This window comes from Streptomyces sp. NPDC001816 (assembly GCF_042892235.1).
GTDB lineage: Bacteria > Actinomycetota > Actinomycetes > Streptomycetales > Streptomycetaceae > Streptomyces.
Genome location: NZ_JBIATY010000004.1, coordinates 525,901 through 544,407 on the forward strand (window position 1 = coordinate 525,901; position 18,507 = coordinate 544,407).

General features: G+C 70.3%; 18 protein-coding genes and 1 riboswitch. Of the genes, 9 read left to right on the forward strand and 9 right to left on the reverse strand.

The features are described 5' to 3' along the window. Nucleotides 1–430 precede the first annotated feature (430 nt). Nucleotides 431–706, reverse strand: a complete 276-nt coding sequence (locus ACFYZZ_RS17945) for a MoaD/ThiS family protein (RefSeq protein WP_145876013.1) — start codon at nt 704–706, stop codon at nt 431–433. Then, nucleotides 703–1,986, reverse strand: a complete 1,284-nt coding sequence (thrC, locus tag ACFYZZ_RS17950) for a threonine synthase (protein WP_386573651.1) — start codon at nt 1,984–1,986, stop codon at nt 703–705. The genes ACFYZZ_RS17945 and thrC overlap by 4 nt, the downstream gene beginning before the upstream one ends. A gap of 17 nt (nt 1,987–2,003) precedes the next feature. Further along, nucleotides 2,004–2,145: riboswitch (SAM riboswitch) on the reverse strand. 159 nt (nt 2,146–2,304) lie between these two features. On the opposite strand from thrC, the gene ACFYZZ_RS17955 reads away from it, so the two are divergent. Both ACFYZZ_RS17955 and ACFYZZ_RS17960 read left to right on the forward strand, forming a co-directional pair. Next, nucleotides 2,305–3,249, forward strand: a complete 945-nt coding sequence (locus ACFYZZ_RS17955) for a glucosyl-3-phosphoglycerate synthase (RefSeq protein WP_389176888.1) — start codon at nt 2,305–2,307, stop codon at nt 3,247–3,249. Between the two features lie 86 nt (nt 3,250–3,335). Beyond that, on the forward strand, nt 3,336–4,754 hold the full coding sequence (locus ACFYZZ_RS17960; protein ID WP_389176588.1) for a trehalose-6-phosphate synthase: 1,419 nt from the start codon (nt 3,336–3,338) through the stop codon (nt 4,752–4,754). A 26-nt stretch (nt 4,755–4,780) separates the two neighbouring features. Here ACFYZZ_RS17960 and otsB read toward each other — a convergent pair whose 3' ends face one another. From otsB to ACFYZZ_RS17975, 3 genes are read right to left on the reverse strand one after another with little or no spacing between them, the layout of a single operon-like run. Then, entirely contained in the window at nt 4,781–5,614 is an 834-nt protein-coding gene (otsB, locus tag ACFYZZ_RS17965) for a trehalose-phosphatase (protein ID WP_389176590.1), read from the reverse strand. Nucleotides 5,615–5,663: 49 nt separating this feature from the next. Continuing rightward, nucleotides 5,664–5,888, reverse strand: coding sequence for a DUF3263 domain-containing protein (locus tag ACFYZZ_RS17970; protein WP_389176592.1), 225 nt, complete (start codon nt 5,886–5,888; stop codon nt 5,664–5,666). Between the two features lie 34 nt (nt 5,889–5,922). Further along, on the reverse strand, nt 5,923–7,167 hold the full coding sequence (locus tag ACFYZZ_RS17975; RefSeq protein WP_389176594.1) for an extracellular solute-binding protein: 1,245 nt from the start codon (nt 7,165–7,167) through the stop codon (nt 5,923–5,925). Nucleotides 7,168–7,306: 139 nt separating this feature from the next. Between ACFYZZ_RS17975 and ACFYZZ_RS17980 the strand changes: the two genes are divergently transcribed. The 3 genes from ACFYZZ_RS17980 to ACFYZZ_RS17990 all read left to right on the forward strand — a co-directional run bounded on the left by ACFYZZ_RS17980 (nt 7,307) and on the right by ACFYZZ_RS17990 (nt 10,504). After that, nucleotides 7,307–8,248 (forward strand): ROK family protein, encoded by a 942-nt coding sequence (locus tag ACFYZZ_RS17980; protein WP_389176596.1) that lies wholly within the window; start codon nt 7,307–7,309, stop codon nt 8,246–8,248. Between the two features lie 80 nt (nt 8,249–8,328). Then, a complete protein-coding gene (nagA, locus tag ACFYZZ_RS17985; RefSeq protein WP_389176890.1) occupies nt 8,329–9,456 on the forward strand; it encodes an N-acetylglucosamine-6-phosphate deacetylase in 1,128 nt (375 codons plus the stop codon). Nucleotides 9,457–9,574: 118 nt separating this feature from the next. Next, the gene (locus tag ACFYZZ_RS17990) at nt 9,575–10,504 is read left to right on the forward strand and encodes a 1-phosphofructokinase family hexose kinase (RefSeq protein WP_389176598.1); all 930 of its coding nucleotides are present in this window, start codon (nt 9,575–9,577) and stop codon (nt 10,502–10,504) included. A gap of 34 nt (nt 10,505–10,538) precedes the next feature. Here the strand turns inward: ACFYZZ_RS17990 and ACFYZZ_RS17995 are convergent, their stop codons facing one another. After that, complete coding sequence (locus ACFYZZ_RS17995; RefSeq protein WP_389176600.1) at nt 10,539–11,438, reverse strand: carbohydrate-binding protein; 900 nt, start codon at nt 11,436–11,438, stop codon at nt 10,539–10,541. A gap of 117 nt (nt 11,439–11,555) precedes the next feature. Next, on the reverse strand, nt 11,556–13,211 hold the full coding sequence (cdgB, locus tag ACFYZZ_RS18000; RefSeq protein ID WP_389176602.1) for a diguanylate cyclase CdgB: 1,656 nt from the start codon (nt 13,209–13,211) through the stop codon (nt 11,556–11,558). Between the two features lie 293 nt (nt 13,212–13,504). On the opposite strand from cdgB, the gene ACFYZZ_RS18005 reads away from it, so the two are divergent. Further along, the gene (locus ACFYZZ_RS18005) at nt 13,505–14,077 is read left to right on the forward strand and encodes a flavin reductase family protein (RefSeq protein ID WP_389176604.1); all 573 of its coding nucleotides are present in this window, start codon (nt 13,505–13,507) and stop codon (nt 14,075–14,077) included. Nucleotides 14,078–14,277: 200 nt separating this feature from the next. Here the strand turns inward: ACFYZZ_RS18005 and arfB are convergent, their stop codons facing one another. Further along, nucleotides 14,278–14,715: an alternative ribosome rescue aminoacyl-tRNA hydrolase ArfB gene (arfB, locus tag ACFYZZ_RS18010; RefSeq protein WP_389176606.1), complete on the reverse strand. Its 438-nt coding sequence runs from the start codon at nt 14,713–14,715 to the stop codon at nt 14,278–14,280. A 150-nt stretch (nt 14,716–14,865) separates the two neighbouring features. Between arfB and ACFYZZ_RS18015 the strand changes: the two genes are divergently transcribed. Further along, on the forward strand, nt 14,866–15,441 hold the full coding sequence (locus ACFYZZ_RS18015) for a TerD family protein (RefSeq protein ID WP_389176608.1): 576 nt from the start codon (nt 14,866–14,868) through the stop codon (nt 15,439–15,441). Between the two features lie 70 nt (nt 15,442–15,511). On the opposite strand, the gene ACFYZZ_RS18020 is transcribed toward ACFYZZ_RS18015, so the two are convergent. After that, nucleotides 15,512–15,940 (reverse strand): hypothetical protein, encoded by a 429-nt coding sequence (locus tag ACFYZZ_RS18020; protein WP_389176610.1) that lies wholly within the window; start codon nt 15,938–15,940, stop codon nt 15,512–15,514. A gap of 96 nt (nt 15,941–16,036) precedes the next feature. On the opposite strand from ACFYZZ_RS18020, the gene ACFYZZ_RS18025 reads away from it, so the two are divergent. Then, the gene (locus tag ACFYZZ_RS18025; RefSeq protein ID WP_389176612.1) at nt 16,037–16,558 is read left to right on the forward strand and encodes a GNAT family N-acetyltransferase; all 522 of its coding nucleotides are present in this window, start codon (nt 16,037–16,039) and stop codon (nt 16,556–16,558) included. 363 nt (nt 16,559–16,921) lie between these two features. Beyond that, nucleotides 16,922–18,478: a M4 family metallopeptidase gene (locus ACFYZZ_RS18030; RefSeq protein WP_389176892.1), complete on the forward strand. Its 1,557-nt coding sequence runs from the start codon at nt 16,922–16,924 to the stop codon at nt 18,476–18,478. Nucleotides 18,479–18,507 lie beyond the last annotated feature (29 nt).

The window sequence follows — 18,507 nt, forward strand, 5'->3', positions numbered from 1 at the left end:
CTATTACTGGCCCTTGCACAGATCCACACTTCGCGGACCCGGGTCAGACCTCACCCCCCATTGGTCGGGGGCGTGCGCCGGAACGCGTCGACCGCGGCTGAATGTATCTGTCCAACTGCCCTCTGCAACAGGTCAATCGGACGAGAAATCTGGACGAGCCCGATCCGGAATCTGCCGAGAATTCGTCCGAATTCAGGGCAAGTCGGGCTCCATAAAAGGCGCAAAAAGGCGCATACAGCCCGTGCACTTTGGCTGCTTCTCACCGGGCGTAACGCATGATTCCGGGGCCCTCGACCCGCAGACCCGGCACGCTTTCCCCAACTGTACCGCGCTCAATCACGCAGAATGGCCCCCTCCGCTTCTCTCACGGAGGAGGCCATTCGATGAACATTCAGTAACCGCGGTTACCGTAGGTAATGGTCGCTTTTGATCAGCCGCCGGCGACCGCGGGAATGATGGAGACACCGGCACCGTCCGGGGTCGCCGTCTCCAGCCCCTGCTCGAAGCGGACGTCGTCGTCGTTGACGTACACGTTGACGAAGCGGCGCAGCTTGCCCTGGTCGTCCAGAACGCGGGCCGCGATGCCCGTGTGGTTCTTCTCCAGGTCCTGGATGACCTCGGCGAGGGTCCCGCCCTCGGCGGCGACCTCGGCCCGGCCACCGGTGTAGGTGCGCAGGATGGTGGGGATGCGAACGGTCACGCTCATGCGAGGCCAGCCTCTCGGAAGGAGTCCAGGGTCGGACGGATGGTGGCGGTGAGACCCGTGCCGGCCACCGCGTCGAGGGTCTTGAGGCCGTCACCGGTGTTGAGGACGACCGTCGTCAGGGTCGGGTCCAGCACGCCGGCCTCGATCAGCTTCTTCGTCACGCCGACCGTCACACCGCCGGCGGTCTCCGCGAAGATGCCCTCGGTCCGGGCCAGCAGCTTGATCGCGTCCACGACCTGCTCGTCCGTCACATCCTCCACCGCGCCACCGGTACGGCGGGCGATGTCGAGGACGTACGGGCCGTCGGCCGGGTTGCCGATCGCCAGCGACTTGGCGATGGTGTTCGGCTTCTGCGGGCGGACCACGTCGTGACCGGCCTTGAAGGCGGTGGACACCGGCGAGCAGCCCTCGGCCTGCGCACCGAAGATCTTGTACGGCCTGTCCTCGACGAGCCCGAGCTTGATCAGCTCCTGCAGACCCTTGTCGACCTTCGTCAGCTGGGAGCCGGAGGCGATCGGGACCACGATCTGGTCCGGGAGCCGCCAGCCGAGCTGCTCGCAGACCTCGTACGCCAGGGTCTTCGAGCCCTCCGCGTAGTACGGCCGCAGGTTGACGTTGACGAAGCCCCAGCCCTCGCCGGCCGGGTCACCGATCAGCTCGGAGCAGAAGCGGTTCACATCGTCGTAGTTGCCCTCGATGCCGACCAGCTCGCCGCCGTAGACCGCGGCCATGACGACCTTGCCCTGCTCCAGGTCGTGCGGGATGAACACGCAGGAGCGCAGGCCCGCGCGGGCGGCGGCGGCGCCGACGGCACCGGCGAGGTTGCCGGTCGAGGAGCAGGAGAGCGTGGTGAAGCCGAAGGCGCGCGCGGCCTCCAGGGCCTGGGCCACCACCCGGTCCTTGAAGGAGTGCGTCGGGTTGCCGGAGTCGTCCTTCACATACAGCCCGCCGGTGACGCCCAGCTCGCGGGCCAGGTTGTCGGCCTTGACGAGCTTGGTCCAGCCCGGGTTGATGTTGGGCTTGTCGGCCACGTCGGCGGGGACGGGCAGCAGCGGCGCATAACGCCAGATGTTCGCCGGGCCGGACTCGATGCGCTTGCGCAGTTCTTCGGTGTCGTAGGCGGAGAAGTCGTAGGCGATCTCCAGCGGACCGAAACACTCCTCGCAGGCGAACACCGGTCCGAGGGGCACCCGGTGACCGCACTCGCGACAGCTCAGCGCCGCGGCGGGGCCGAGGTCTACGGTGGGATTGCTGGTGCTTGCAACTGTCTGCACAGCCATGGAGGCGAGGCCCTTTCTCCTCATCTTCCTCACGACGCATCTCGCCGTGAGACGGATTTGGCACCTTCCCTAGCCGGGAGCCTCGCTGGAGAACGAGAACCGACTGGAGGGTTGCCGGGGCTTCATCGGGCCGTTTCCCTCTGCCCCTCTGGATGAGCTGTATGTGGTTGTCAACGCTCGTTGACCCTGACATGCGATGGTCACCGGCGTTGTTCAAGACTGTAACCGAAGGCCAGGACAGTTGAGATAGTCGTCCGAACCGCGAGATGGATCACACGGTCACGCCATGTGATCAACGACAGTGAGGAGCCGCAGACCGTGCTGGAAGAAGTCGAGCGCTGGCTGGCCACCCGCTCCTGGTCCGTGACCGATCGTCCGCTCCACCGGATACTCGCCGCCAAGCAGCGCACCGGTCAGTCCGTCTCCGTCGTCCTGCCCGCGCTGAACGAGGAGGAGACGGTCGGCGACATCGTCGCGATCATCCGTCACGACCTCATGCAGCAGGTCCCCCTGGTCGACGAGATCGTCGTCGTCGACTCCGGGTCCACCGACCGCACCTCCGAGGTGGCCGCCTCGGCGGGCGCCCGGGTCGTCCACCGCGACGAGATCCTCCCGCGCATCCCGGCCGTCCCCGGCAAGGGCGAGGTGCTGTGGCGCTCGCTGCTGGTTACCAGCGGCGACATCATCTGTTTCATCGACGCCGACCTGAAGGAGTTCTCCTCCGACTTCGTCTCCGGCATCGTCGGCCCGCTGCTCACCGAACCGGGCGTCGACCTGGTCAAGGCGATGTACGACCGCCCGCTCCGCGGCGCAGCCGGACAGGGCGGCCGGGTCACCGAACTCATGGCCCGTCCGCTGCTGAACATGCACTGGCCGCAGCTGGCCGGTTTCGTGCAGCCGCTGGGCGGCGAGTACGCGGCCCGCCGCTCGCTGCTCGAACAGCTCCCCTTCCCCGTCGGCTACGGCGTCGAGCTGGGCATGCTGGTCGACGCCCTGCACCTGGTGGGCCTGGACGCCCTCGCCCAGGTCGACGTCGGCGTGCGCAAGCACCGCCACCAGGACGGCCAGGCACTGGGCCGGATGGCCGCGGCGATCTACCGCACGGCCCAGCTCAGGCTCGCCCGCGGACACCTCGTCCGGCCGTCCCTCACCCAGTTCGAGCGGGGCGAGGACGGGTTCGAGCCGCGCACCTACTCGGTGGACACCGAGGAACGGCCGCCGATGGCGGAGATCGCGGAGTACGCGGCGCGCCGGGTGGCGTGAGGGTCGCACGAGAACGGCTGTATACAGCCCCCTTCCGGGGCTGACCGTACGTTTGAGCGTTTCCGGGCCGGGCTAGGTTGAGGACCATGGCTTCCGCGCACGCTGCTGATGTGCTGGTCGCGTCCAACCGCGGCCCGGTTTCGTACGAGGTGCACGAGGACGGCTCGCTGCTCGCCAAGCGGGGCGGCGGCGGGCTGGTCTCGGGGCTGTCGGCCATCGGGCCGAACCACAATGCGGTGTGGGTGTGCGCCGCGCTGGGCGGCGGCGACCGCGAGGCGGTACGGCGCGCGGACGGCGGGCTGCTGCCGGCCGAGGAGACCGGCGGGCAGCGGGTGCGGATGCTCGACATCGACGCAACCGTGTTCACCGACGCGTACAACGGCATCGCCAACTCGGTGCTGTGGTTCGTCCACCACATGCTGTACCAGACCCCGCTGGAGCCGGTCTTCGACGCGGAGTTCCGGCAGCAGTGGGCGTCGTACGAGGCGTACAACCGTGCCTTCGCCGAGGCGCTGGCCGAGGAGGCGGCGGACGGCGCCGCGGTGCTCATCCAGGACTACCACCTGGCCCTCGCCCCCCGGATGCTCCGCCGGCTCCGCCCCGACCTGCGCATCGGCCACTTCTCGCACACCCCGTGGGCCCCGCCGGACTACTTCCGCCTGCTGCCCGACGACATCGCGGCCGAGCTGCTGACCGGCATCCTGGGCGCGGACCGGGCCGCGTTCCTGACCCGGCGGTGGGCGGACGCGTTCACCGACTGCTGTCATGCGGTGCTGGGCCCCGGCATCCCGTCCGGGACCCGGATCGGTGTGCACGGGCTCGGCGCGGACGCGGACTTCCTGCGTGAGCGGGCGCACCGGACGGACGTGGACGAGCGGATGGCCAGGCTGCGGGAGGAGATCGGCGAGGGGCGCCGGACGATCGTCCGGGTGGACCGCACCGAGCTGTCCAAGAACATCGTGCGCGGCCTGCTGGCGTACCGGCAGCTGCTGGAGGACCACCCCGAGTGGCGCGAACGGGTGGTTCATCTCGCCTTCGCCTACCCGTCCCGGCAGGACCTCGGCGTCTACCGGGAGTACACGGCCGAGGTGCAGCGGGTGGCGGAGACGATCAACTCGGTATATGGGACTCCGGGTTGGACGCCGGTCGTGCTGCACGTCAAGGACGACTTCGCCCGCTCCCTGGCCGCGTACCGGCTCGCGGACGTGGCGTTGGTCAACCCGATCCGGGACGGCATGAACCTGGTCGCCAAGGAGGTGCCGGTCGTCTCCGACGAGGGGTGCGCGCTGGTGCTGTCGCGGGAGGCGGGGGCGTACGAGGAGCTGGGCGAGGACGCGATCGTGGTGAACCCGTACGACATCGGGGGCACGGCGAGCGCGTTGCACGAGGCGCTGAGCCTGCCGGCGGGTGAGCGGGCGGAGCGGTCCAAGAGGCTGGCTGCTGCAGCTACTGCGTTGCCTCCGGCTCAGTGGTTCCTGGATCAGCTTGGTGCACTTGAGCGGTGATTTCCGGGCACCCGGCACGGCGCTGATCACGCCATGTGTGCTGCCAGTGCCCGCAGCAGTGCTACGACTCCCGCCGGGCCGTCCACCACCACGTCCGCCCGTTCCGCCAGTTCCGTGACCTCGGTGCTGCCGCTGCAGACCAGGAGGCCGGGGATGCCGTCGGAGCGGAGTTTGTCGACGGCCGCGTAGGCGGGGAGGTCGCCGAGGTCGTCGCCGGCGTAGAGGACGGACTGGGCGCCGGTGGCGCGGATGTGCTCCAGGAGGGCGACGCCCTTGTCCATGCCCGGCGGGCGGAGTTCGAGGACCAGCCGGCCGGGCTCGACGATCAGGCCGTGCCGGGTGGCGAGGTCGGCGAGGGGGTCGCGCAGGGCCTCGAACGCGGCCTGCGGGTCGTCGGCGCGGCGGGTGTGGACGGCGACGGCGCGCCCCTTCTCCTCGATCCAGGTGCCGTGGCCGGCGCCGACGCGGTCCAGGAGGCCCGGCAGCTCGGCGCGGACCGCGGCCACGCCGGGGTGGGGTGGGGGTGCGGTGACCGTGTTCGTCGCGGCGTCCCAGCGTTCGGCGCCGTAGTGGCCGAGGACGACGAGGTGTTCCAGGCCGGGAGTGCCCCCGAAGCCGCCGTGCTGGACCGCCACCTCGGCGGGTCTGCCGGTGACCACGGCCACCGAGGCGACCTTGGGGGCGAGGGTGGCCAGTGCGGGGACGGCGTCGGGGTGGGCTCGGGCCTGCTCGGGGTCTTCGACGATGGGGGCCAGGGTGCCGTCGAAGTCCAGGCCGATCACTGCGGTGCGGGGCCTTTCGAGCAGCGCGGCAAGTCCATCCCGGCCGGCCTGGGTCACCGGGGTCGGCAGAAGGTCCATACGGCGACAGTATCCAGAGCGGACCGTGGTCACTCCTGGCAGCAGAACCTCAGCGTTCGGAGCGGCGAGCCTCGCGGACCCGGCGGAGGCGGTTCACCGTCACCGGGTCCAGGGACAGGGCCCGCTCGTCGTCCAGGAGGGCGTTGAGGAGTTGGTAGTAGCGGACCGGGGGCAGGCCCAGTTCCTCGCGGATGGCTCGTTCCTTTGCGCCGGGGCCGGGGAAGGTCCGGCGCTCCAGCGCGAGAATGGCCTTTTCGCGGGTGCCCAGTTCCATGGGGCCACCGTAGTGCCGGGCAGTGACAGCCGGGTCAGTTCATGTCGCTGCTGTCCGCCTCGGTCGCCGTCGCCTGGAGGCGGCTCAGGACTCCGGCGGGGCTGCCGCCGGGGGTGACCGCCTGGCCGATCTCCTTCTTCACGGACGCGCTGACCGCTGCCCAGGAGGTCTTGCCGACGGGGTACAGCTCGGAGATCGGGAGCTGGTCGAGGAAGGGGCGCAGGTCCTTGTCGGGGGCGGAGTCCGACTCGGTCATGGTGTTGGACGCGGAGCCCGTGACCGGGAGGAGTCCGTACTCGCGGGAGAAGGCCAGGACGTTCTTCTCCTTGTAGGCGAAGTCCAGGAAGTCGCCTATCTGCTCGGCGTGCCCGTGCTGCTTGAAGCCCATCATCCAGTCGGCGACACCCATCGCGGCCTTGGCCTTGCCGGTGCGGCCCGGCATCGGGACCATGCCGAACTGCACACCCTTCTTGGCGGCCTGCTGGATCAGCGTGGGGTGCCCGTTGAGCATGCCGACCTGCCCGTCGGCGAAGGCGGCGAAGGCGTCCGCGCGGTTGAGCTTGCCGGGGGCGACCGGACCGGTCAGGCCCTTGCCGACCAGGTCGTCCTTGAGCCAGGTGAACGTCTCGACGTTCTGCGCCGAGTCGATGGTGTAGGTGCCGACGTCGTCGGTGTAGCCGGCACCGCCGCCCAGCAGCCACTGCATGGTCTCGGCCTGCGCCTCCTCGGAGCCGAGCGGCAGCGCGTAGGGGTACTTCACCCCCTTGTCCTTGAGGGCCTGCGCGTCGGCGGCCAGCTCGCTCCAGGTGGTGGGCGGGGTGATGCCGGCCTTGGCGAAGAGGGTCTTGTTGTAGAAGAGCACCCGGGTGGACGCGGCGAACGGGATGCCGTACTGCACGTGCTTCCACTCGCCCGCGTCGGAGAGCTGGGAGAGGAAGTCGGCCTGGGTGCGGATGGAGAGCAGGTCGGAGACCTGGTAGAGCTTGCCCGCGGCCGCGTAGTCGGCGTAGGCGCCGATCTGGGCCAGGTCGGGAGCGTCCCCGGCGTCGACCATCTCCTTGACCTTGCGGTCGACGTCGTTCCAGGAGTAGACGCTGACCTGGACCTTCACACCGGAGTGCTGGGACTCGTACGCCTTGACAAGGTTGTCCCAGTACTTCTTCGAGCTGTTGGCGGCCGAGTCGCCGTAGTCGGCCGCGACCAGTCTGAGGGTCACGTCGGAGGAGCCCGTACTCCCGCAGCCGCCGAGGACCGCCGTCATGCCCAGTGCGGACACCACCGCGATCGTTCCTGCCGTACGCCGACGCACCCTCAAAACCCCAACCCTGCTGTCTGACCGTTCAATATGTGGACACGTAAGGTCTACACCACGTGAGTGGACTAGACCTCTTGTGGGTCCGCGGGCCACACTGTCCCCCGTGAGACATGTCATCGCCCTGGACGTGGGCGGTACCGGGATGAAGGCGGCCCTCGTCGGAGACGACGGCGCTCTGCTGCACCGCGCCCGCCGCGCGACCGGCCGCGAGCGCGGGCCCGACGCGGTGGTCGGGACCATCCTCGACTTCGCCGCGGAGCTACGCGCGTACGGCGTGGAGCACTACGGCGAACCGGCCGCCGCGGCCGGCCTCGCGGTCCCCGGCATCGTCGACGAGGAGCACGGCGTCGCCGTCTACGCGGCCAACCTCGGCTGGCGGGACGTACCCCTGCGCGCCCTGCTCGCCGACCGGCTCGGCGTACCCGTGGCACTCGGCCACGACGTGCGCACCGGCGGGCTCGCCGAGGGCCGGATCGGCGCGGGCAAGGGTGCCGACCGGTTCCTGTTCGTGCCGCTGGGCACCGGCATCGCCGGCGCCATCGGCGTCGACGGGCGGGTGGAGGCGGGCGCGCACGGCTTCGCCGGCGAGATCGGCCATGTCGTCGTACGGCCCGGCGGGACCCCGTGCCCCTGCGGGCAGCGCGGCTGCCTGGAGCGGTACGCCTCCGCGTCCGCCGTCAGCGAGGCGTGGGCGGCGGTCTGCGGGGACCCGGAAGCGGACGCGTCCGACTGTGCGAAGGCCGTCGCGTCCGGTGACCCGAACGCTGTCCGGGTCTGGCAGGAGGCGGTGGACGCGCTGGCCGACGGGCTGGTCACCGCGCTCACCCTGCTGGACCCGCGCACGCTGATCATCGGTGGCGGCCTGGCCGAGGCGGGGGAAGTGTTGTTCCAACCGCTGCGGGACGCCGTCCGGCGACGGGTCACCTTCCAGAAACTCCCGTCCATCGTCCCCGCCGCCCTCGGCGACACGGCCGGCTGCCTGGGCGCGGGACTTCTCGCCCGGGATCTCCTCAACCACACCGACCCTACGGAGGTAACCCCCTGATGGCAGCCGACCCAGGGGCGCGGGACGCCTCGACATGCGGCTCCGCCGCGTGGGCGCGATCAGCCCCCACCGGCCCGCAGGTGCTCACCGGCGCGAAGGTGGTCCTCCCCACCGGAACCGTGGAGAGCGGGCAGGTGGCAGTCGACGGCCGGCACATCACCGGTACGGCCCCGGCGAACGCTCAGGTGCTCGACGTGACCGACCACTGGGTAGTCCCCGGCTTCGTCGACATCCACAACCACGGCGGTGGCGGAGCCTCCTTCTCGGGCACGGTGGACGACGTGCTGAAGGCCATCCGCACGCACCGCCTGCACGGCACGACCACGCTGGTCGCCTCCACCGTCACCGACGAGATGGATCTGCTGGTGCAGCAGGCGGGGCTGCTGAGCGAGCTGGCCGAGCAGGGCGACATCGCGGGTATCCACTTCGAGGGGCCGTTCATCTCGCCGTGCCGCAAGGGCGCGCACTCCGAGGAGCTGCTGCGCGACCCGGACCCCTCCGAGGTGCGCAAGCTGATCGACGCGGGGCGCGGCAAGGCGAAGATGGTCACCCTCGCCACCGAGCTGCCGGGCGGCATCGACTCCGTACGGCTGCTCGCGGAGCACGGTGTGATCGCGGCGATCGGGCACACGGACGCCACCTACGAACAGACGGTGGAGGCCATCGACGCGGGCGCCACGGTCGCCACCCACCTCTTCAACGCCATGCCGACGCTCGGCCACCGCTCCCCCGGCCCGATCGCCGCCCTGCTGGAGGACGAGCGGGTGACGGTCGAGCTGATCAACGACGGCACGCATTTGCATCCGGCTGCGCTGGAGCTGGCGTTCCATCACGCGGGGGCTTCCCGGGTCGCGTTCATCACCGACGCGATGGACGCGGCCGGCATCGGCGACGGCCGCTACATGCTCGGCCCGCTGGAGGTCGAGGTCAGTGAGGGTGTGGCCCGTCTGGTGGAGGGCGGCTCGATCGCGGGCTCCACGCTCACCCTGGACCGCGCGTTCAAGCGGGCGGTGACGGTCGACAAGCTTTCGGTGGAGGACGCGGTCGCCGCTCTTTCGGCCAACCCGGCCCGTCTCCTGGGCCTCTCCGAGCGCATCGGTTCCCTGGAGCCCGGCAAGGACGCCGACCTGGTGCTGCTGGACGCCAAATTCGACCTGAAGGGCGTGATGCGCAGGGGTGAATGGGTGGTGGCGCCCCAACTGCCCTGATCCGTTCCCCGCTTCGCCAGCCGGCGGCCGATCCTCGCACTGGGCCGGCCGCCGTCTCTTTGGCATGATCGGGGCCCCGGAACCGATGGCACACGGACTTCGAGGGAGGTCGGCCCGGGTGATCCTCACGGTCACACTGAACACCGCTCTCGACATCACCTATCGCGTACGGTCCCTGCGGCCGCACGCCTCGCACCGCGTCTCGGACGTCATCGAGCGGCCGGGCGGCAAGGGTGTGAACGTGGCGCGGGTGCTGGCGGCCCTCGGACACGAGGTGACGGCCACCGGTTTCGCGGGCGGCGCCACGGGCCGCGCGGTGCGCGACCGGCTCGCCGAAACCCCCGGGGTGACGGACGCGCTGGTGCCGGTCGCGGGGGCCACCCGGCGCACGATCGCCGTCGTCGACGAACTCTCGGGCGACACGACCCAGTTGAACGAGCCGGGCCCGCAGATATCCCCCACCGAGTGGGGCGTCTTCCTGGACCGCTACGAGGAGTTGCTGGTCCCCGCCTCTGCGGTGGCCCTGTGCGGCAGCCTGCCGCCGGGGGTACCGGTGGGCGCGTACGCGGGCCTGATCCGCGCCGCCCGCGCCGCCGGCGTCCCCGTACTCCTGGACACCAGCGGCGAGCCCCTGCGCCGTGGGGTCGCGGCCCGCCCCGACATCATCAAGCCCAACACCGAGGAACTGGCCGAACTCACCGGCTCCCACGAGCCGTTGCGCGCCACCCAGGACGCCCGCCGCCGGGGCGCCCACGCGGTGGTCGCCTCCCTCGGCCCGGAAGGCCTGCTCGCGGCAACCCCCGAGGGCCGCTGGCGCGCCGCCCCTCCGGCCCGCGTCCACGGCAACCCGACCGGCGCGGGCGACTCAGCGGTCGCGGGCCTGCTGTCGGGGCTCGTGGAGCGGCTCTCCTGGCCGGAGCGGCTGGCCCGCGCGGTCGCCCTGTCGGCATCGACCGTACGGGACCCTGCGGCGGGCGAGTTCGACCCCGGGGCGTACGAGGAGCTGCGGGGGCGGGTGGCGGTGAGCGGGGTGGTCAGCGCGGCGTGATGCCATCGCTCGGGGCTCAGCCGCGGGGCTTAACTCAGCCCTTCACCAGCCACAACTGGTCGAGATTCGCGTTGCACTGGTTGCCGTCGTTGCAGGCGATCTGGATCGTGTTCGCGCCCCTGTTCAGGTTCACGTTTGACCAGGTGGTCTTCCAGCCCTTCTCCCAATCGCCTGCGGGCGTGCCGCCACCGAAGTTCTTCATGCTCATCGGCCGCGGGTCCACCTTGTTGTTGACCACCAGGGTTGCGTTGGCGTCCACGCCCGGGATGCCGTAGCGCACGTACAGCCGGTAGGAGCCGGCCTTCTCAAGGTCGTTGACGGTCCAGGTGACTGTCGCTCCAACGTGGTTGAAGCCCGTCACATAGGTACCGCCCTGGGCCTTCGCGCCTTTGATGTCCGACGCTTTCGTAACACCGGGCCCGAGCTGCAGCGCGCTCGCGTCCGTCTTGGGCAGCTCCCCCGGAGCCGCCGAGCTGCTGCTCGACGGGCTCGGCTTTGTGTTCTGGGACTGGGTCGGGGTGGCGCCCGCCTGGTTGCCGGACTTGTTGTCGTCCCCGTTGTCGTTGAGCATCGCGATGCTGATGCCGATCACCACGGCGGCGACCACGGCGATCGCGCCGATCAGCAGGCCCTTGGTGTTCGGGCCGCCGCGGGCCGGGGTCGGCCCGGGCCGGCTGCTCGTCGGGGCGCCGCCGGGGAGCGTCTCCGGGGCCTGGTAGTGGGCGTTCGGCGCGCCGTAGGCGCCCTGCTGCGGGACAGGCTGCGTCTGCCCGCCGTACGTGCGCTCGCCGACCGAACGCACCCTGCTGACCGAGTTCGGGTAGCCGTACCCGCCGGACGGCGGCTGGGCCCCTCTGGCCTGACCGTCGGCGTACAGATAGCCGAACGGGTCGTCGTCCTCGGGCGTGCTCGGGCTGTTTTCGCCGGGCGTCATCCCTTGGTCTCCTCAGCAGGTGCGGGTGGATGCGGTACAGGTCTGGAATGGCGAGCCTACCCGCTCTGGCTGGCCCAAACGGGTGACTCGGACCGCATCAACTCACTGACCTGCGGATCATCCGGCGCGCCGGTGCTGTTTGGGACGAGATCGTTTCTCTACGTACATCCGTTCGTCGGCTGACTTCAACACTTCGTCCGCAGTCATGCCGCAGTGTGCCCAGCCGATGCCGAAACTGGCGCCCACCCGGACGGCCCGTCCCTCGGCGCGGATGGGCTGGATGATCTCGTTGCGCAGGCGTACGGCGAGGTCCTGGGCGTCGGCCTTGCCGAGGCCGTCGGCGAGGATCACGAACTCGTCGCCGCCGAGGCGCGCCACGGTGTCGCCGTCGCGGACGCCCCGGGAGAGCCTGCGGGCGACCTCGATCAGGACCGCGTCGCCCGCGTTGTGCCCGAAGCGGTCGTTGATCGACTTGAAGCCGTCCAGGTCGCAGAAAAGGACCGCGAGGCCCTTGGTGCCGTCGTCGTGGTCGTCCTCGGGGGCGACGGTGTGGACGTGGTGGTCGAACCCGTCGTACTCCTCCGCGCCCGGCGCGAAGTCGAAGCCGTGCCCGGCGGGGGCGTCGAAGGCGGGGTGGCCGTAGGCCGCGTCGAGGGACTCCAGGGCGCCGGCGTGGGTCGGGCGCTGACACAGGCGTGCCGACAGCCGGGAGCGCAGCTCGGCGGAGTTCGGCAGCCCGGTGAGGGAGTCGTGGGAGGCGCGGTGGGCGAGCTGCAGCTCGCGGCGCTTGCGCTCCTCGATGTCCTCGACGTGGGTGAGCAGGAAGCGGGGGCCGTCGGCGGCGTCCGCGACGACCGAGTTGCGCAGCGACACCCACACGTACGAGCCGTCGCGGCGGCCGAGGCGCAGTTCCGCGCGGCCGCCCTCGGCGGAGGTCCTGAGCAGGGTCCCGATGTCCTCGGGGTGGACGAGGTCGGAGAAGGAGTAGCGGCGCATCGCGGAGGCGGGGCGGCCCAGCAGGCGGCACAGGGCGTCGTTGGTGCGCAGGATCCGGCCGTGCTGGTCGCCGCCCATCTCGGCGATCGCCATGCCGGAGGGGGCGTACTCGAAGGCCTGCCTGAAGCTTTCCTCACTGGCCCTGAGGGCCTGCTGCTCCCGCTCCAGGCGGACCAGGGCGCGCTGCATGTTGGCACGTAGACGCGCGTTGCTGATCGCGATGGCGGCCTGGAAGGCGTACATCTGGAGGGCCTCGCGGCCCCAGGCGCCGGGGTGGCGGCCGTTGCGCGGCCGGTCGACGGATATGACGCCGAGCAGCTCACCGGAGGAGCCGCCCTGCACGCCGGGCGTGTACATCGGTGCGAAGAGCCGGTCGGAGGGGTGCCACTCGTCCTCGAAGCGGGGCGCGGGCCCGTCGGTGTACCACTGCGGGACGTCGTCGTCGTCCAGCACCCAGCCCTCGGTGTGCGGTATGAACACCAGGTCGCCCCACTGCTCGCCCATGCTCAGCCGGCGCAGCCAGGACTCGCGGGAGCCGACCCGGCCGGTGATCAGGGCCTCGGCGGCGGGGTTCCCGGAGAAGGCGGCGACGACGAGGTCGCCATCGGGGCGTACGAGGTTGACGCACGCCATCTCGTACCCGAGGGCGTTCACCGCGCCGTCGGAGACGGTCTGCAGTGTGTCCGCCAGGCTGCGTGCCGTGTTCATGTCGGCCATGACCTGGTGCAGCTGCCGCAGGGACGCAAGACGGACATACGGCTCCGACTCGGTCTCCATGCTCGCCCTCCCCCCGAGACCTCGCAGCGAATCAAGGGTTGTCTTCGGCGCTTCTTTACCCCGGTGGTTCTTGTCGTGTTCTTAGCTTCCCGCCACTGAATCACAGCGCGCTGCCCACTCGGTACACAGGGTCAACAATTCCTGCCCCTTGTGACTCAAGTCACAGAAGAACGTGAACAATTGGGTGGAGTTTCTGCGGTTTCCCTGTGTGTTTACTGGTCCCCGGGTCCTAGGACCCGGTTCGGTCCAGGGCCCGATGCGGCGCGCACGGAGCGGAGATTAGCGTCTCCGGCGTGCTGAACACTCCCTCACTCACCGCCGCACCTGCTTCCGGGCATGCTGAGGGGGTGAGCAACGACGAGTTCCGGGCGGCGATGTCCCGGCTGGCCGCGGGCGTGGTCCTGGTGACCGCGCAGGAGCCGCCGCTGGATCCGGACGACCCGACCGCGCCGGGCGGCGAGGACGTCGGCATGACCGCCACGGCCTTCATGTCCGTCTCGCTGGACCCGCCGCTGGTGCTGGTCAGCCTGCGCACGGGTGCCCGCATGGACGACCTGCTCGACGAGCAGCCGCTGTGGGCGGTCTCGGTCCTCGCCGAGAGCCAGCGTCACGTCGCCGGCCGCTTCGCCATGAAGGGCCGGATCAGCGACCGTCTGCTCTTCGAGGACCTCCCCTATCTCCGCGGGGAGGTCTCCGGCGCCCCGCTGGTGGGCGGCGCGCTGGCCACCCTGGAGTGCCGCACCGAGCAGCGGGTGGTGGCCGGGGACCACACCCTCGTCATCGGCCGGGTGCTGACCGCCCGGGTGCCGAGCGCCGAGGGCGGCCCGCTGATGTATTTCCGAGGCCGCTACCGGCAGTTGGGGTAATCGGGCGCCGCGGAATTCGGTGGCGGTGCTGTGAACGCTCGGCTTAATGCGCGCGGACGACTGCGCGGATGACTGCTCCTCCGGAAGAGACTGCTACTCCGGAAGAGAGATAACCGGGGAATCCCGAAGCCGAGAGCCGAGATGACCGAGAGCCGAGATCGCCGAGAGCCGAGATGTACGTCACCTGGCATCCGGAGGGGCTACGACCAGTCGCGGCCGGACCTGCCCCGCTTGGTGTCCGAGCGCTGCTTCTTCTCCCGCAGCCGCCGCTCGTTGATGCCCCGCGGGATCCGGGTCGGTCGGCGCGGCTTGGGCGGTGGGGCCGTGGCCTCGGCGAGGAGGGCGGCGAGGCGCACGGCGGCGGTCTCGCGGTTGCGCCACTGGGAGCGGTGCTCGGAGGAGCGTACGACCACGACCCCGTCGACCAGTCGCCCGGCCAGCCGCTGCAGCGCCCGCTCCTTCCACACCTCGGGAAGCGCCTCCGTGGCCGCGAGGTCGAAGCGCAGCTCCACCTGTGAGTCGCTGGTGTTCACATGCTGCCCGCCGGGCCCGGAGGATCTGGAGAAACGCCACGTCAGCTCGGCCTCGGGAAGCGAGACCGAGCCACGGATGAGGTAGGGCCCGGACATGCATCCCATGTTCCCGGTCCGGCCGCCTCGCGTCATCCGGTTTTCGACATGGGTAAAAAAGGTAAAGGGATCCGGAACCATCGGGACCCCCCTCGACGTTCTCCCCGGTGACGGTAGCTTCGTCGGCACAGAAACCTAAAAGGGAAGGGACTCCCAATCATGGCTGTAAGCCTGTCCAAGGGTGGCAACGTCTCGCTCACCAAGGAGGCTCCGGGCCTGACCGCCGTCACCGTGGGCCTCGGCTGGGACGTCCGCACCACCACCGGCACGGACTTCGACCTCGACGCCTCCGCCATCGCGGTGAACACGCAGGGCAAGGTCTACTCCGACGCCCACTTCGTGTTCTTCAACAACAAGCAGACCCCGGACAACTCCATCGTCCACACGGGTGACAACCGCACCGGCGAGGGCGCGGGCGACGACGAGGCGATCAACGTCAACCTCGCGGCCCTCCCTGCCGACGTCGACAAGATCGTCTTCCCGGTCTCCATCTACGACGCCGAGAACCGCGGCCAGAACTTCGGCCAGGTCCGCAACGCGTACATCCGCATCATCAACCAGGCCGGCGGCGCCGAGATCGCCCGCTACGACCTCTCCGAGGACGCCGCCACCGAGACGGCCATGGTCTTCGGCGAGCTGTACCGCAACGGCGCGGAGTGGAAGTTCCGCGCGGTCGGCCAGGGCTACGCCTCGGGCCTGGTGGGCATCGCCCAGGACTTCGGCGTGAACGTCTGACGGACGCCGCGCTGTGCGGGGACCCCCGGCTTCGGCCGGGGGTCCCCGCATTCGGTGCCGTGTAGCAGCCCTACGAGCCCGCCGGCCGGTAATACCCCAGCACGGCGGACAGTTGGGCGAACCACTCCCCCAGCCGCGCCCTCGGCTTCGCCTCGACGACGCACTCGTAGAACCGGCCGTCGGGGAGGACCACCGCCACCATCAGGGCCTTGCCGGACGGATTCGCCTTGTAGTGGACGCTGCGGATCTCCTGCCAGGGGAAGTCGACGGACATGCCGTGGTCCTCGAAGGCCACGCCCTGGGTGTCGACCACGATCGAGTTGTGGCGGTCGACCGCCATGAACTCCGGGCCACTGGCCTGCGGTGGGGGTGCGGCCGGGGCGTAGGTGTACGGGGGCGGCGGGCCGAAGCCCGGCTGGGCGGGGGCCGGCGGGAGTGGTGGCGGTGGCTGCTGGCCGTAAGAAGGCTGGTTGCCGTACGGCGGTGGCTGGGTCGTCATCGTCTTCCGTCTCCCCGAACATGGTGTGGCTCCTGCGGAAATCTATCCAGCACCGCGGCGCCCCAGAAACGGCCGGCCAGTGGATAGGGTCCCGTCATGCTCCTCGAACAGCTCTCGTCGACCGACGGCTCCCTCCCGGCCGAGCTGCTCACCGAGCTGACCGCCCTGTACGCCTCCAACCGCGAGTTCCACGCGCTCAGCGGCGACTTCCCCGACCCGGACGACGTACGGCCCGAGCAGGTGGCGGCCGCGCTGGCCGACGAGTTGGCGCATCCGGACGCCGAGGTGCTGCTCGCCCGCAGCGAGGGGCGGGTCGTCGGCATCGTGGTCACGCTCGCGCGGCACCCCGACCCGGCCGACCCGGACCCGTGGATCGGGCTGCTGATGGTGGACGCGGCCGAGCAGGGGAAGGGGTACGGCCGGCGGGTCGCCACGCTGGTCGAGGAGCGCTTCCGCTCCGGCGGGCGCCGGGCCGTCCGGCTCGCCGTCCTGGACAACAACCCCAACGGGCTGGCCTTCTGGACCGCCCTCGGCTACGAGGTCATCGACCACCGCCCCGACCGCGCCCACGGCCGCCCGTGCGCCGTGCTGCGCAAGGTCCTGCGGACGCGTCAGTAGGCAGCCCGGGGCGCGGTCGTCGTCCCGGAGGGCGCGGTGCCTACCGAGGGCCGGGGGGGGGTGTGACATAAAGAGCGTCACATGCGCTGGAGCTAAGGGGGGTTGTTTCCTCAGCCCCCATGTCCGCATATCGGATGCCAGACCACGTCTTTCGGATACAAACACGTAAAGTCTTGTCGGCGGCCTGTCAAACAGGCCGTTCCTGATGTCACTCTCTCCTCGCCGCCGCATCTATGCATCCCCTGTGTCCTGCCTGCGTCTCCACCCCACGGAGACCGGCCTGAAGGAGATCGAGTGAGACAGCAGCCCCACGCTCCCCGCAAGACCGCCGTGCGCGCCGCCGCCCTGGTCGGCTCGGCCGCGATGGTCGTCCTCGCGCTGCAGAACGGCGCCGCCACCGCCGCCCCCACGCACACCCCCGGCGCCACCGCCCTCCCGCTCGGCGCCACGGCCCGCGCCGCCGCCCTCGAGTCGGCCCAGCAGCACGCCGGTGCGGCGGCCCGGGAACTCGGCCTCGGCGCCAAGGAGAAGCTGGTCGTCCGGGACGTGGTGAAGGATGTGGACGGTACCGTCCACACCCGTTACGAGCGGACGTACGCCGGGCTTCCCGTCCTCGGCGGCGACCTGGTCACCCACGTCGCGAAGAACGGTTCGCTGAAGGGTGTCAACAAGGCGGCCAAGGCCCGGATATCCGTGCCGACCACCACCGCGGCCGTCTCCCCCGCGAGCGCGAAGAAGACCGCCCTCAAGGCCGCCGACACCGCCAAGGCGACTGCCTCGACCTCCCGCAAGGTCGTCTGGGCGGCCGGTGCCAAGCCGGTCCTCGCCTACGAGTCCGTGGTCAAGGGCCTCCAGCACGACGGCACCCCGAGCGAGCTGCACGTCATCACCGACGCGCAGAGCGGCAAGAAGCTCTACTCCTACGAGGGCATCGACACCGGCACGGGCACCAGCCGGTACAGCGGCACCGTCACGCTCGGCACCACCCCGTCGGCCTCCGGCGGCTTCGACCTGATCGACGGCGGCCGCGGTGGCCACAAGACGTACGACCTGAACGGCGGTACGTCCGGCACCGGCGCCCTCTTCCACGACGCCGACGACGTCTGGGGCGACGGCACGAACAGCAACCGCCAGACCGCCGCCGTCGACGCCGCCTACGGCGCCGGCGTCACCTGGGACTTCTACAAGTCCGCGTTCAACCGCAACGGCATCGCGGGCGACGGCAAGGCCGCCTACTCGCGGGTCCACTACGGCAACGCCTACGTCAACGCCTTCTGGGACGACAGCTGCTTCTGCATGACGTACGGCGACGGCGCGAACAACAACGACCCGCTGACCTCGCTCGACGTGGCCGGTCACGAGATGAGCCACGGCCTGACCGCGGCCACGGCGAAGCTCAACTACAGCCGTGAGTCCGGCGGTCTGAACGAGGCCACCTCGGACATCTTCGGCACCTCGGTGGAGTTCTTCGCGAACAACGCCTCCGACCCCGGTGACTACCTCATCGGCGAGAAGATCGACATCAACGGCAACGGCACTCCGCTGCGTTACATGGACAAGCCCAGCAAGGACGGCAGCTCCGCCGACTACTGGTCGAAGTCCGTCGGCCGCCTCAACGTGCACTACTCGTCCGGCGTCGCCAACCACTTCTTCTACCTGCTGAGCGAGGGCAGCGGCGCGAAGACGATCAACGGGGTCTCCTACAACTCCCCGACCTACGACGGCTCCACGGTCACCGGCATCGGCCGGGCCAAGGCCGACCAGATCTGGTACAAGGCCCTGACCACGTACTTCACGTCGACGACCAACTACGCGGGCGCCCGCACCGGCACCCTGCAGGCCGCGGCGGACCTGTACGGCTCGGGCAGCGCGGAGTACAACGCGGTGGCGGCGGCCTGGAAGGCCGTGAACGTCAACTAGCACGTAGGTGAGTGAAGGCCGGACTGCCT

Coding starts and splice junctions, on each gene's coding strand:
- ACFYZZ_RS17945 (WP_145876013.1), bottom strand. CDS start 706: ATGAGCGTGACCGTTCGCATCCCCACCATCCTGCGCACCTACACCGGT.
- thrC (WP_386573651.1), bottom strand. CDS start 1,986: ATGGCTGTGCAGACAGTTGCAAGCACCAGCAATCCCACCGTAGACCTC.
- ACFYZZ_RS17960 (WP_389176588.1), top strand. CDS start 3,336: ATGGCTTCCGCGCACGCTGCTGATGTGCTGGTCGCGTCCAACCGCGGC.
- otsB (WP_389176590.1), bottom strand. CDS start 5,614: ATGGACCTTCTGCCGACCCCGGTGACCCAGGCCGGCCGGGATGGACTT.
- ACFYZZ_RS17970 (WP_389176592.1), bottom strand. CDS start 5,888: ATGGAACTGGGCACCCGCGAAAAGGCCATTCTCGCGCTGGAGCGCCGG.
- ACFYZZ_RS17995 (WP_389176600.1), bottom strand. CDS start 11,438: ATGACGCCCGGCGAAAACAGCCCGAGCACGCCCGAGGACGACGACCCG.
- cdgB (WP_389176602.1), bottom strand. CDS start 13,211: ATGGAGACCGAGTCGGAGCCGTATGTCCGTCTTGCGTCCCTGCGGCAG.
- arfB (WP_389176606.1), bottom strand. CDS start 14,715: ATGGGATGCATGTCCGGGCCCTACCTCATCCGTGGCTCGGTCTCGCTT.
- ACFYZZ_RS18015 (WP_389176608.1), top strand. CDS start 14,866: ATGGCTGTAAGCCTGTCCAAGGGTGGCAACGTCTCGCTCACCAAGGAG.
- ACFYZZ_RS18020 (WP_389176610.1), bottom strand. CDS start 15,940: ATGACGACCCAGCCACCGCCGTACGGCAACCAGCCTTCTTACGGCCAG.
- ACFYZZ_RS18025 (WP_389176612.1), top strand. CDS start 16,037: ATGCTCCTCGAACAGCTCTCGTCGACCGACGGCTCCCTCCCGGCCGAG.
- ACFYZZ_RS18030 (WP_389176892.1), top strand. CDS start 16,922: ATGGTCGTCCTCGCGCTGCAGAACGGCGCCGCCACCGCCGCCCCCACG.